Source organism: Rugamonas aquatica (assembly GCF_009380215.1).
Lineage (GTDB): Bacteria > Pseudomonadota > Gammaproteobacteria > Burkholderiales > Burkholderiaceae_D > Rugamonas > Rugamonas aquatica_B.
In genome coordinates, this window is sequence record NZ_WHUG01000007.1 from 161,078 (window position 1) to 173,035 (window position 11,958).

18 protein-coding genes are annotated in these 11,958 nt (G+C 57.6%); 4 read left to right on the forward strand and 14 right to left on the reverse strand.

What is annotated here, in order from left to right; all coding sequences use genetic code 11:
* Positions 1-6: 6 nt before the first annotated feature.
* Positions 7-1,155 carry an HlyD family secretion protein gene (locus tag GEV02_RS18520; RefSeq protein ID WP_152839367.1) on the reverse strand — a complete coding sequence of 383 codons (1,149 nt, stop codon included), beginning with the start codon at positions 1,153-1,155 and terminating at the stop codon, positions 7-9.
* Positions 1,156-1,286: 131 nt separating this feature from the next.
* Here GEV02_RS18520 and GEV02_RS18525 point away from each other — a divergent pair, with 131 nt between their 5' ends.
* Together GEV02_RS18525 and GEV02_RS18530 are read left to right on the forward strand one after the other, a co-directional pair.
* Positions 1,287-1,997 (forward strand): TetR/AcrR family transcriptional regulator, encoded by a 711-nt coding sequence (locus GEV02_RS18525; protein WP_152839368.1) that lies wholly within the window; start codon positions 1,287-1,289, stop codon positions 1,995-1,997.
* A gap of 55 nt (positions 1,998-2,052) precedes the next feature.
* Positions 2,053-2,235, forward strand: coding sequence for a hypothetical protein (locus GEV02_RS18530; RefSeq protein WP_152839369.1), 183 nt, complete (start codon positions 2,053-2,055; stop codon positions 2,233-2,235).
* 16 nt (positions 2,236-2,251) lie between these two features.
* Here GEV02_RS18530 and GEV02_RS18535 read toward each other — a convergent pair whose 3' ends face one another.
* The 3 genes from GEV02_RS18535 to GEV02_RS18545 all read right to left on the reverse strand — a co-directional run bounded on the left by GEV02_RS18535 (position 2,252) and on the right by GEV02_RS18545 (position 4,225).
* Positions 2,252-2,548 (reverse strand): TfoX/Sxy family protein, encoded by a 297-nt coding sequence (locus GEV02_RS18535; protein WP_235922830.1) that lies wholly within the window; start codon positions 2,546-2,548, stop codon positions 2,252-2,254.
* Between the two features lie 31 nt (positions 2,549-2,579).
* Positions 2,580-3,236, reverse strand: coding sequence for a thiol:disulfide interchange protein DsbA/DsbL (locus GEV02_RS18540; RefSeq protein ID WP_152839371.1), 657 nt, complete (start codon positions 3,234-3,236; stop codon positions 2,580-2,582).
* A 77-nt stretch (positions 3,237-3,313) separates the two neighbouring features.
* The gene (locus GEV02_RS18545) at positions 3,314-4,225 is read right to left on the reverse strand and encodes a LysR family transcriptional regulator (protein WP_008451557.1); all 912 of its coding nucleotides are present in this window, start codon (positions 4,223-4,225) and stop codon (positions 3,314-3,316) included.
* Positions 4,226-4,318: 93 nt separating this feature from the next.
* Between GEV02_RS18545 and GEV02_RS18550 the strand changes: the two genes are divergently transcribed.
* On the forward strand, positions 4,319-4,741 hold the full coding sequence (locus tag GEV02_RS18550; protein ID WP_152839372.1) for a PACE efflux transporter: 423 nt from the start codon (positions 4,319-4,321) through the stop codon (positions 4,739-4,741).
* A 19-nt stretch (positions 4,742-4,760) separates the two neighbouring features.
* Complete coding sequence (locus GEV02_RS18555) at positions 4,761-6,065, forward strand: M20/M25/M40 family metallo-hydrolase (protein WP_152839373.1); 1,305 nt, start codon at positions 4,761-4,763, stop codon at positions 6,063-6,065.
* An 86-nt stretch (positions 6,066-6,151) separates the two neighbouring features.
* Here GEV02_RS18555 and GEV02_RS33820 read toward each other — a convergent pair whose 3' ends face one another.
* The 10 genes from GEV02_RS33820 to GEV02_RS18610 all read right to left on the reverse strand — a co-directional run bounded on the left by GEV02_RS33820 (position 6,152) and on the right by GEV02_RS18610 (position 11,957).
* Complete coding sequence (locus GEV02_RS33820) at positions 6,152-6,232, reverse strand: hypothetical protein (protein WP_408014857.1); 81 nt, start codon at positions 6,230-6,232, stop codon at positions 6,152-6,154.
* Positions 6,233-6,261: 29 nt separating this feature from the next.
* Positions 6,262-6,516, reverse strand: a complete 255-nt coding sequence (locus tag GEV02_RS18565; protein WP_152839374.1) for a hypothetical protein — start codon at positions 6,514-6,516, stop codon at positions 6,262-6,264.
* The gene (locus GEV02_RS18570; protein WP_408014858.1) at positions 6,513-7,007 is read right to left on the reverse strand and encodes a DUF4329 domain-containing protein; all 495 of its coding nucleotides are present in this window, start codon (positions 7,005-7,007) and stop codon (positions 6,513-6,515) included. The genes GEV02_RS18565 and GEV02_RS18570 overlap by 4 nt, the downstream gene beginning before the upstream one ends.
* 47 nt (positions 7,008-7,054) lie before the next feature.
* Positions 7,055-7,483: a hypothetical protein gene (locus GEV02_RS33130; protein ID WP_152839376.1), complete on the reverse strand. Its 429-nt coding sequence runs from the start codon at positions 7,481-7,483 to the stop codon at positions 7,055-7,057.
* Between the two features lie 346 nt (positions 7,484-7,829).
* A complete protein-coding gene (locus GEV02_RS18585) occupies positions 7,830-8,126 on the reverse strand; it encodes an RHS domain-containing protein (protein ID WP_174999170.1) in 297 nt (98 codons plus the stop codon).
* A gap of 290 nt (positions 8,127-8,416) precedes the next feature.
* Positions 8,417-8,968, reverse strand: coding sequence for a hypothetical protein (locus GEV02_RS18590; protein ID WP_152839378.1), 552 nt, complete (start codon positions 8,966-8,968; stop codon positions 8,417-8,419).
* 104 nt (positions 8,969-9,072) lie between these two features.
* Positions 9,073-9,438 carry a hypothetical protein gene (locus tag GEV02_RS18595; protein ID WP_152839379.1) on the reverse strand — a complete coding sequence of 122 codons (366 nt, stop codon included), beginning with the start codon at positions 9,436-9,438 and terminating at the stop codon, positions 9,073-9,075.
* Between the two features lie 62 nt (positions 9,439-9,500).
* Positions 9,501-9,917 carry a hypothetical protein gene (locus GEV02_RS18600; protein WP_152839380.1) on the reverse strand — a complete coding sequence of 139 codons (417 nt, stop codon included), beginning with the start codon at positions 9,915-9,917 and terminating at the stop codon, positions 9,501-9,503.
* A gap of 13 nt (positions 9,918-9,930) precedes the next feature.
* A complete protein-coding gene (locus tag GEV02_RS33695; protein ID WP_328595849.1) occupies positions 9,931-11,076 on the reverse strand; it encodes an RHS repeat-associated core domain-containing protein in 1,146 nt (381 codons plus the stop codon).
* 410 nt (positions 11,077-11,486) lie between these two features.
* Positions 11,487-11,957 carry a hypothetical protein gene (locus GEV02_RS18610; protein WP_152839381.1) on the reverse strand — a complete coding sequence of 157 codons (471 nt, stop codon included), beginning with the start codon at positions 11,955-11,957 and terminating at the stop codon, positions 11,487-11,489.
* Between the last annotated feature and the right edge of the window lies 1 nt (position 11,958).

Below are 11,958 nucleotides of genomic sequence, written 5' to 3' on the forward strand. Positions count from 1 at the left end.
GGCTCCTTAGTGCGCGGCTTTAGCTTCGGACTGGTTCACAGCCACTTCGGCGATCGCCGACATGCCCGGCACCAGACGGCCGCTCAGGGCCTTCACGTCTTCCGGCTTGAAGGTGATCTTGACCGGCACGCGCTGGACGATCTTGGTGAAGTTACCGGTGGCGTTATCGGCCGGCAGCAGCGCGAACTGGGCGCCGGATGCTGGCGCGAAGCTGTCTACTTTGCCGATCAGTTCACGGCCCGGGATCGCGTCGATGGAGACTTTGACTTCTTGGCCCGGCTTCAGGTCGGCCAGCTGGGTTTCCTTGAAGTTAGCGGTCAGCCAGACGTTTTCCTGCACGATGGCGGTCAGTTGCTGGCCGGCCGTCACGCGCTGGCCCACCTCGATGGTGCGCTTGCCGATCCGGCCGCCGACTGGCGCCAGGATGCGGTTGTAAGCCAGTTGCTGCTGGGCGTCCTTCAATTGCACGCGCAACACGTTGACCTGCGCCTTGAGCACGTCGCGCGCCGAATGGGCGGCGCTGATCTGGGCCTTGGCGGCGGCGGCGCTGTCCTTGCGGGCGGCCAGATCGGCCACTGCGCTGGCGCGGCCGGCGACGGCGGCGTCCAGTTCCGCTTTCGAGACGGCTTTCATCTGGCTGTTATACAGCTGGCCGTAACGTTCGGCGTCCTGCTTGGCGCGCACCAGCTGCGCTTCCGACTGCGCCACCTGGGCGGCGGCGGCGCTGGCCTGGGCCTGGGTCTGGGCGATCTGCGCATCCGACTGCGCCACTTGCTGCTCGGCGGTGGCGATCTGCGCCTGGATCTGCTCTACCTTGACGTGCTGGTCGAACGGATCCAGTTCGGCGATGACATCGCCTTCCTTGACGATCTGGTTATCGTCGATGAACACCTTGGTGACGACGCCGGCGATGCGGGCCGATACCGGATGCACGTGGCCGGCCACGTAGGCGTTTTCCGTCTCGACGAAATAATGGCTGCGATACCACATGCGGCCACCGGCGGCCAGCGCGGCCAGCGCGATGACGGCGGCGATCACCAGGACGCGGCGGTTGGACTTGGCCGGACCGGCCGGGGCAGCGGCGGCGGGCGCCGCAGGCTGGGCAGCGGGAACGGCGCTGAGCACTTTCTGTTCTTGGTTGTGCTGAGTGGACATGTGCAGCTCCAAATAAAATGAAATGGGAGAAGTGCATTATTGGCCCGATTTTCGGCAAAGTCAAGAAATGAAACGATTGCATTTCATTTTATTTTGGACTACGATGTCGGCATCCATTAACATGTCAGCCCATGAAGATCACCGCCAACGCCGCACTGGAAGAACCGGATTGCCCCGGGGATGCCGCCAGCTATGCCCCTGATTCGCCCTGCTTCGGCAAGGCGGCCGGCCGCCCGCGCGCGGCAGACAAGGAAGCCCGTCAACAGGCGCTGCTGCACACGGCAGCCCAGCTGTTCCTGGAAAAGGGTTATAGCAAGGTCAGTCTGGAGATGATCGCCCGCGAAGCCCATGTGGCCGTGCGCACGATCTACGTCAAGTTTGGCGGCAAGGCCGGGCTGCTGAATGCAGTGATCAGCACCGGCCGCGCGCACTTCTTCGCCGGCATGATCGATATGGAAGCCGACCCGCGGCCGTTCCGGGAAGTGATGGAAGATTTCGCGCTGCGCTTCCTGGAGCTGGTGACGGCGCCCTCCTTCGCCAGCCTGCACCGCATGGTGGTGGCCGAAGCGCGCACCACGCCGGAGCTGGCCGAAACCTTTTACAAGGCCGGCCCGCTGCGCACGCGCGAGGAACTGATGCGCTTTTTCGCCCGTCCCGACATCCGCGCCCAGCTGCGTCCGGAGATTCCGCTGGAGACGCTGGCCGTGCACATGATTACCTGCATCATGGGCGACACCATGGTGCGCATGCTGTTCCCGTCCGATAAGCCGCCTTCGATCGAAGAGCTGCGCGCCCGCGCCACCTTGGGGCTGGACCTGTTCTTCCGCGCCGTGCTGCGTTAGAAGCTGTGCATTTTTGTCATTTGCTCTATACTGGATTTTTACCCACGGAGCACACATGAGCAAAACGAATCGACTGGACTGGAGCAGGCAGGTAACGCTCATGAACGAGCGTATCAAGAACTTCCAGGCCAACCCGGGCCAAGAGCAACTCGACGCCGTCATCCAGGAAATGCAAGCCTACGCCGAAGCCGCGCGTACCGGCGGCATCGAAATCCCGACTCTCTTCACCGTCAACTGAGCAACGTGGCCGACGGCTATTCCGCTGCGGCGATCGCCTTGCGCGCCCAGACCAGCATCTGTTCGGGATCGTCCAGCAGGAACTCGGGCGCCGTATAGAATTTGCGGACCAGCACCGTGCCCTTCTTGGTTTCGTAGGAAAACGGCGCCGCGCCTTCGGCCTCGAACTCGGCACGGGTGGCGTCGCCGACACGCAGGTACAGCGTGCTGCCGATCACCCACGCGAACTGCTGGCCGTGATATTTGAAAGCACGGCCACCGAAGAACGTCGAATCCGACACTGCCGCGCCGAGCGGCGCGAATTGCTCGCGCATCCAGCTCACAAACTCGGCGCTGGCTCCCATCTTATTTGTGCGACATCGCCACCAGCGCGTCCAGCACCTGCAAGGTCGCCTGATCCAGCTGCGGGCGCGGGATGCCAGGATTGCTGGCGTCCACCATCGAAGGATTGGTCAGGTAGCGGCCGTTGACGATCAGCGTCGGCGTGCTGTTGACTTCATACGTGCCCGCCACGCGGCCGGCGCTTTTCAGCTTGGTGACGACCGAGAACGAGTTGTACGCGGCCAGGTATTTATCCTTGTCGACGCCATTCTTGACGGCCCAATCGAGGTTGTCCGCATCGCTCTTCAGGCGGCGGCGCTCGACGTGCCAGGTGGTCAGCAGCTTGGCGTGCAGCGAATCTTCCAGCTTCATCGCTTCCAGCGTCAGGAACATATGCGCTTCCGGATCGTTGTCGCCCGTCAGCGGCAGGTGGATGCGGCGGAACACGATCTTGTCGCCCTGCTTCTTCACCCACGCCAGCATGGCCGGCTCCAGTGCGTAGCACGCCGGGCAGTGGTACATGAAGAACTCGATCACCTCGACCTTCTTGCCGTCGGCCTGCACCGGTTGCGGCGTCTTCAGGGTGGTGTACTCGGCGCCGTTTTTCGGCGCGGTGGGCGAGGCGAAGGCGGCGCCGGCCAGCAAGGCGGCAGCAGCGACAGCGAGTTTCAGGCGAAGCATGGTTATCCTTTATGAAAAAATCTGCACAGCGAATATACCAGCTTCCCACGCGCTGCGGCGGAGACATTAAGCCCGTGCTAAGTCTCGACCGGCCGCGCCTCCAGGCCGGCGATGTCCTTCATCAGCGCGATCAGGCGCTGCGCGCCCAGGCCCAGCGGCCTGTCGTTGAGCCAGACCACGTCCACCCACAGGCGCACCTGGTTGCTCATGTGCGCGAAGCCTATGCCCAGCAGCTCGCCGGAATCGAGCAGCGGCGCCGCCAGCCGGCGCGGCAGATAGGCCCAGCCGACGCCGGCGCGCACCAGGCTCAGTGTGGCCAGATGGGTGTCGGTGCGCCACAGCTTGCGCGAGATGAGCACCCGTTCGTCCTCGATCCGCGCATCGCGGCTGACGATGGCGACCTGCCGCATGTCGACCAGATCCTCCAGCCGGAACTGGCCGTTGCGCTCACGCGCCTGCGGATGCTGCGGCGAGATCACCGCCACCAGCACCTCGCTGCCCAGCTCCTGGAAGCTCTCGCGCTGATCGATCTGCGGCCGTTCGTAGATCAGCGCCAGCTGCGCCGCGCCGTCATGCAGCATGCGCAGCGCATCGTTCTGCGGCGCCGACACCACATCCACCTCCAGCGACGGGAACTCCTCCGCCAGCCGCGCCAGCGGATCGCTCCACGGCGCAGACAGCAGCTCGGGCGCGATGGCCAGCGTCAGGCGCCGCTCCAGGCCCTGATGCAGCGACAGCGCGTGCGCCTGCAGGCGGCGCAACTGGCCGGCCATCTGCCGCGCCTCCGCCTCCAGCGCGCGCGCCGATTCGGTGGGCCGCACCTCGCGTGAGCTGCGGTCGAACAGTTGTAGATCGAGTTCCGCCTCCAGGTTGGCGATCGCCATGCTGACGGCCGACGGCACCCGCCCCAGCGCCCGCGCCGCTGCGGAAAAAGAACCGTGATCCAGCACGGCGAGAAAGATGGCGATGTTATCGCTGGAGAAGGCCATGGCTCCATACTGTCAGAAAAACTGATAGCTGTCGAATTTTTCAATCAGAAAATTGCTATTACCATGGTCACATCGTATTAAGGAGGAAACAACATGCAAGGATTAAAACGCAAAGTCGTCTACGTATCGTTATTTGAATTGATCGCCGTGGGCCTCACTAGCAGCGTGCTGGTGCTGCTGATGGGCCATGACGCAGGCCATGCCAGCGTGGCGGCCGTCGCCTCGTCGCTGGTCGCGGTGGTATGGAACTTCGCCTACAACGGCATGTTCGAAGCGTGGGAAGCACGTCAGGCCAAGCGTGGCCGCAGCTGGGCGCGTCGCGCCGCGCACGCCTTGGGCTTCGAAGGAGGCCTGGTGGTGATCCTGGTGCCGCTGTTCGCCTGGTGGCTCAACATCTCGCTGTGGGACGCTTTTGTGCTGGACTTGGGCCTGGTGTTATTCTTTATGTTTTACACCTTCCTGTTCAGCCTCGCCTTCGACCGCATCTTCGGATTGCCGGCATCGGCGCAAGCTTGAGGAATCACACGGAGTCCACATGGCATTGAAACCGTTCGCGTTCGCAGCACTGGTGATGGCAATGAGTAGCGCAGGCGCTGGCGCAGCAGCGCTGTCGCCGGTAGAGCAGAAGATCGTCGACGAGGTCAAGGCCCATTCGGAACAAGGCTTGCAGCTGCTGGAGCGCTCGGTGAACATCAACAGCGGCACCATGAACCACGAAGGCGTGCGCGAAGTCGGCAAGCTGTTTCGCGAGCAGTTCGACCAGCTGGGTTTCACCACCCGCTGGATCGACATGCCGCCCGCCGTCAAGCGCGCCGGCCACCTGCTCGCCACGCGTGAGGGCAAGCAAGGCAAGCGCCTGCTGCTGATCGGCCATCTGGATACCGTGTTTGAAAAAGACAGCCCGGTGCAGCTGTGGAAGCGCGATGGCGCCCGCGTGCGCGGCCAGGGCGTCAATGACATGAAGGGCGGCGACGTCATCATCGTCGAAGCGCTGCGCGCCTTGCAGCGCGTAGGTGCGCTGGATAACACCACCATCACCGTGATCTTCAGCGGCGATGAGGAGAACGCCGGCGACCCAGTCGCTATCTCACGCGCCGACATGGTCGCAGCCGCCAAACGCAGCGACATCGCGCTGGCCTTCGAAGCCACGGTGCGCGACAAGCATGGCAAGGACACCGGCACCATCGGCCGCCGCGCCTCGTCGTCGTGGGATCTGGAAGTGAAAGGCAAGCAAGGCCACTCCAGCGGCATCTTCACCGAGAGCGCAGGCTATGGCGCCGTGTACGAAGCGGCGCGCATCGTCGACGCCTTCCGCCAGCAGGTGATCGAGCCGGACCTGACCTTCAGCCCGGGATTGATCCTGGGCGGCACCGACGCCAGCGTCGACGCCACCGGATCGAAAGGCCAGGCCGCAGGCAAGGGCAACGTGATCGCGCGTACCGCAACGGTCCACGGCGACCTGCGCTACCTGAGCTACGAGCAGCGCGACCGCGCGCACGCGAAGATGAAAGCCATCGTCGCGCAGAACCTGCCGGGCACCAGTGCCAGCATCAGCTTCCACGAATCGTATCCGCCGATGTCGCCGACGGCAGGTAACCTGGCAGTGCTGAAGACCTACTCGCAAGCCAGCGCCGATGCAGGCCTGGGCGAGATCCCCTCCCTGCCGCCCGGCCAGCGCGGCGCCGGCGACGTGCAGTTCGTCGCCCCGCTGATCGACAGCCTGGACGGCCTGGGCGCCACCGGCAGCGGCTCCCACTCGCCTGACGAAGACCTGGAAATCGCCTCCATCGAACGCGCGACCATCCGCACCGCGATCCTGATCTATCGCCTCACGCGCTAAGGCTATACTGAATCGCCCGGGATTTTAAAAAGGGCCACATTCTCAAATGTTGGAGCCGCCCTCAATTCCGGGGCGATTCAAGCTGACTACTTTCCGTGCACTACCCGAAGTATAGTTCCCGTGCGCTTCGCAATACTCACTTCAGCGACACCAGTCCTGCTTTCCATCGAACCTTGCACAACCCAAACACCACTTTTTAGTTCAGCTGAAATGGCTTTTGTTTGTCAATTTCGTCTAGACCATAAATCGGCCCAAGCACGGCGGAGGCAATAGAAATGGCAGTGGCTTCATTGGGAACGAATCCTTCCTTTGGCTTAACTCCATCGTTCGGCACATGCCCGGATTTCGATATCCGTTCTTGTTTGAATTGCGCGCCACTGGCAGAAGTTATCGCCAAAGAAAAAAATGCAACTACGAGAAAAGTACAGCTAGCAAAGCGTCTTCTCATCATCTTGTTACTCCAATCTGAGTTGCTACCCCGTAGTATGCCCTGCCATTGGGGGGGTATTTGAGGATTCTGCTATCTGTCGTCCCCAAGTAGCCAGGACCAAAGTAATTATCACTCCACCATTGATCCGGGGTGGAAAATACGTTGTTTTGGAAACTTTTACGGTAAGCACCGCGCGTGTGATACCAAGCTGCTTGCTCTTTCCCCTTAGGGCAGGCACCAGCTTCTGGAGGCGCCGATCGATCAGTGCCCATTTGCGGTGCAGTATATGAAAATAAACGATCAGCATTGCAATAAATGCACCCAATAAATTCCCTGTCCAGAGCGATGGACCTCTCATTGATATCGCGAACTGTCTGGATACTTGCGGCATCCATGGTCTTATATTTATAACCAGGCGCCAATCCCAACCAGTCAAAGTATGCCAGTGGATTACCTAGCGCGTAGCCGTAGGTATTGATTCCGCCATTGATCCCAATCGGATCGCTTTGGATATACCGCCCCGTCTGCGGATCATAATCCCGGTAGTAGTTGTATAACTTTAGTGCTCGAAGTCATCGCGAATATGTGCTTCAAACTGGGGACCAACCGGAGTTTCCACCCTCCGAATTGAATATGTATAATTTCCTTTTTCTAATGGTTTTTCTCCATAATGGTCATCTGGCATCCACTCGAACGTTTTGTTAACTACCTCCAATCGCAAGCGCGCGTATGGATAAGCGTTAGTTAGAGGCTTATATTCGCTTATTTGATTATTCGACAAATAGCCAAATGGTACGTTATTTAGAATAATATTATTTATTGGCACGCCAGTGTCATTTGACACCCTTACCATCGAAGTTTCGGGTTCCATTCGAGCATGAGGCCGGACAAAGATAAGAACAAGCATGACCGCAGCGAGCACTGTCAAGCTCACGGAGCCAAAGGTGGTTAGAGAACTTCGAAAGCGGCGTTCATTGTCAGTATTCATTTACTTCTATTTTTTAGCTTCAACTCTTCAGTAAATCTGCTACTGAGCGAGTCGCAGGTTTCCAATTGTCCCGTCAGGTTAGCAAGTATATGTCTGCTGTCAGCCGAAGTCGATTTTCGAGCGTTCAGCCTACGGGATAAGTTACCAAAACGGAAATCTTTTGCTTGTTAAACTAGGCCATGCGCAAACCCCGCCACTATTTAGGCATTGCCTACTCCTCCACGTTGGCAAGGATGCGAACTCAGCATTCGGCAACACATATACGCGCCATTATCGCCCGAACGATTGAAGGCCCACATAAAAGCGACATTATTTTTTGCATTGGCAGAGTTTGTCCCGTAAAGCCTTAAAGTCCGTCCAACTTCTCTCCAAGTTCAAACGCCGCATTGGCAGCGCGCCATACTATGCCTCCCGTGGCATTCGTCAGCACTTCTGGCCGCCCCAGATGATCATTATGGCTCGCATAGAAGATCCCGCCCCGCACGATACCGAGCAGTTCACCACCGACCCAGACATAGCTGGTATTACTGGCACCGGACTCGGCCAGCAGTTCACCGGACGGGCCATAGATACTGGCTGTCGCGCCCCCGGCAATTTTGTAGGCGCGCTGATTGAATGCATTGTTGCGGTAGTCGCCGACCACGGCGCCGTTCAGCCGGTGTTGTATTAAGCAGCACGATTTGCACCATCCGCTTTGCCACTTGGGAAGCGAGGTATTTATCCATGCTATTACCGTACGGATGAACCGTCCCAAAACTGTACGCCTGAGCCCGATGTAGCCAAAGCGATATGGCCAAAAGGATTGCTTGTTATACCACCAGAAAAAATGATAACGCTGGCCAAACCTGATGGGTCGATCTTACTCAATGGATTCCCGCCAACATGTGCATAGGTGTTTATGCCACCATCAAGGCCAATCGGATCGCTCTGCATTTACAGGTGGTCAACCGGCCGTAGCGTATTAGCCGGGTGAAAAGACTCAAATTTCGTTCCCGGCTTGCCCTCCCATAGGTCAAGCTGATTAACTTCTCGCCGTACGATATTACAGCGCCATACGCCTGTCGTACGTGTAGGGGTCCTGCTGAGCGCAGCAGTGGCGGCAATAGGGCCATTGATCACTGCTTCGAGCCCTGTTTTCGTTCTTATTAAATCAACTTGGCGAATAGTATTTTCGCCCCAAACGTAACCTCCTCCATTCAACCAGAACAGCCCCCCATACGTGAAGTAGCTGCGCAGCACAAGAACGTGCTTAACGCTGTCTAAAGGCATCGTAGCAGTTATAGGGGAAAATTCTAGAGTTGCTTTCCACAGTTGCGATGTGTCGGACTCACCGAAGTCCTCCCACGCTCGAATAGACAAGACACTTCGCGCACCCACACCGATCTGGTGCCCGACATTGGCCCGGCCGTATGGCGGCTCATCAAGACGTTTAATAACAATAGAAGCATTGTCAATAAGCAGACACGTTATTGGCACTTTGGGCACGGGTTGTTCCTCAACGCTAGCAGCGTGTAGACGAACTGGACATATGGTGAAAAATACAACTAAGCCCATCTCCCGGACACTGGAATTTATGGACGAAAATGACATTATTTTCCACATTTGCAGAGTTTACTGCGCACGGTCTTAAATCTTTCCCAACTGGCCTCGGCATTTTTTGCAGCGTAAGGAAAAATTACATCGTGATATGCTTCCGGCCAAGTAAAATGTCCGGCCTCATGATAATAGGTTTCGAGAATTTTACGTTGCATTCTCTCGTCTAGCGGCTTGAGAAACATCGTATTCAGGTGTATATAGCCATCATAATTTGGTTTCCGCCCTGGAATTTGTGCTTCTCCGTACCATCCCATTCCGGCATAGTCTACCCTTGGCGAACCTGCACCAAAATTCATATTAGGAAGACGCTCTTTTGCGGTTCGCTCTGCGGCATCAATATCACATTGTTCCAGCCCCATCGGATCAATCCGACTCAATGGGTTTCCCCCAACATATGCATAGATGTTGCAGCCGACAGCGACTACTCGTTACGCCGGCTCCTTAATATTGCCACTGTCCCCGTCAAAATCATCCCAGCAAGTATGGTGTTCAATAAGTATTCCAGAACACCGCTGGAAAATACCGCAAAAGGATGAATCTGACTAATAAAGACTAACAGGAACGATACCCCCAAGAAGACCCCATAGGGCCAGTCTTTCAGATTAGCCGCCATGAATCGCTTATTTAGAAGCAGTAGCACAATAAACGCGGGAACATAAAACAGCCAAACGAACACAGCCGACGCCGCAGCACCAAACGAGAAGAGATCGCGCAGGAACATCGGCAAATCAGATTGGAGCTGCGGATAAAGCCAGAACGAGATCAATGAGGCCACAAAAGCGCCAGCCCCCCCTCCAATTACAGATAACAGTAAAAATATAACTCCACGCCGTGCCATTTTCATCTCCACATTATTGGCATGTGCAACGACGAATTACCGGCGTTTGCCCTAGCCTAAAGCCCCAATCGTTGACCGTAATCGTTCCCGTGTTGCTATTTGCCGAAGCGGTGCTCGAAAGGCCAACAACAATTCCTGTATGTCCCGTGTATCCCGGTCCCGCGTGACCGATAGCGATAATGTCGCCCGCCTTCGCTGGTCCTTGGACTACAGGCCAGTCAGGGACACTCATGTTTGGATCGCCCAGTTCGCCGGCAGTCGCTGCGCGATTGTTGACCATTGGCGGCGACGAACCGCCTTCAGTTGCGGATTGATTGACAAACTTATTGCACTTGAACTCTGTGATCCAGCCAAAGCCGCCACGCCAGCCAGGCTTACCCCATCCCGATTCGCCTTCGTGACTTTTCGCGGCATTAGCCGTGGCGTCGGGACTGCATGTGCAAATCAATCCGGTCGGATCGATGTAACTGACAGGATTTCCGCCGACATAGCTGTAGGTGTTGACGCCCCCCACCAGTCCAATCGGATCGCTGTGTATGTAACGACCAAGAACAGGATCATAGTACCTGTTCCAGTTATACCAAAGCCCGCTCTCGCTGTCGACATACTGCCCAGGGAAAGCGATATTAAAGCCGCCAATCGTATCCGTAGTGACGGCACGGTCAAACGCCGCATTGGCAGCGCGCCATATTATGCCTCCCGTGGCATTCGTCAGCACTTCCGGCCGCCCCAGATGATCATTATGGCTCGCATAGAACGTCCCGCCACGCACGATACCGAGCAACTCACCGCCCACCCAGACGTAATTGGTATTGCTGGCACCGGACTCGGCCAGCAGTTCTCCGGACGGGCCATAGATACTGGCTGTCGCGCCCCCGGCAATTTTGTAGGCGCGCTGATTGAATGCATTGTTGCGGTAGTCGCCGACCACGGCGCCGTTCACATACACCTTGCTCAGCCGATTGAAAGTGTCGTATTCATAGGTGCGGCTGCCATCATTGCGGCTTTCACTGCCGAGGTTGCCCGCCTGATCGTAATACAGGCTGCGCGTTTTGCCATTGCCACTCCAGGCACTCAGCTGATTGTTCTGCGGGTTGATGGCGTAGCTGTAGCGAATCCCCTGCCGGGTTTTGCCGACGGTGCCACAGCAGGCGTCCATCCGCATCGTAGACGAAACTGCCCGCTGTGCTCTTGAGGACGTGCTGCCCCAGGGCGTTGTAGTTCAAGGTAACGGTAGTATCACCACCAGTTATGTTGTCCATGCGGCCGACTTCGTTGTAGGTATAGGTGACAGTCCCGTCGCTGGTTAAATTGCCCGCCGCATCGTACTGGTTGCGGCAGGCCCGCACCGGTCAGGCGGTTGCCGTCAAGCGGTTGCTGTTGGGTGCAACGTGGCTAAGGTTGACTGCAGGCGGTTGTTGACCGCGTCGTACGCATACTTTTGTGCGGTGCTGCTCGAAATGAAACCGATCAGCCTAGGTTGGGATACGAGCAAGACAGGAACCAACTACGAACAGGGTACGACCGAGTCGCCAAGCACAGACGCCCCCAACTCTGCCATCTCCGGCATTACTGCTCCGTTCGTGTCCGTTTGTCGGCACTGACATCGTGCGTGCAAATCCCCTCCAAAAATTGAAGCACCTGGGGATCGGAAAGCGCCGCCCTCGGCAGGTTGTCAATATAGCCGCAGCTAACTTGGGCGCCCGTGCCAACCGGAAGCATCAGAACAGTTCCATCCGGTGCCGTCTGGTTCAAAATGATCCAAGTACGCGGGAATTTCTTGTCGTTCGATACTAAGCCCAAGACCCAATAGCCGCTTGCAGACATTCTATCCAGAACAATTGGCCCACTCTTGACGTCAGTTTGCCTATTTTCGATTTCAATATCTTGCAGAAACGAATAGGCATTCTTTGTTCCGAGCTCCCCCACCCGTACAACCGCGAACCAGTAGTAAGTTGCGGCGGCTAATGCAATGGCTATTATGAGCCCGGCACTAAAAACAAGAGGCTTAGACAATCCGGTAGAGTGGGGATGGTTCATA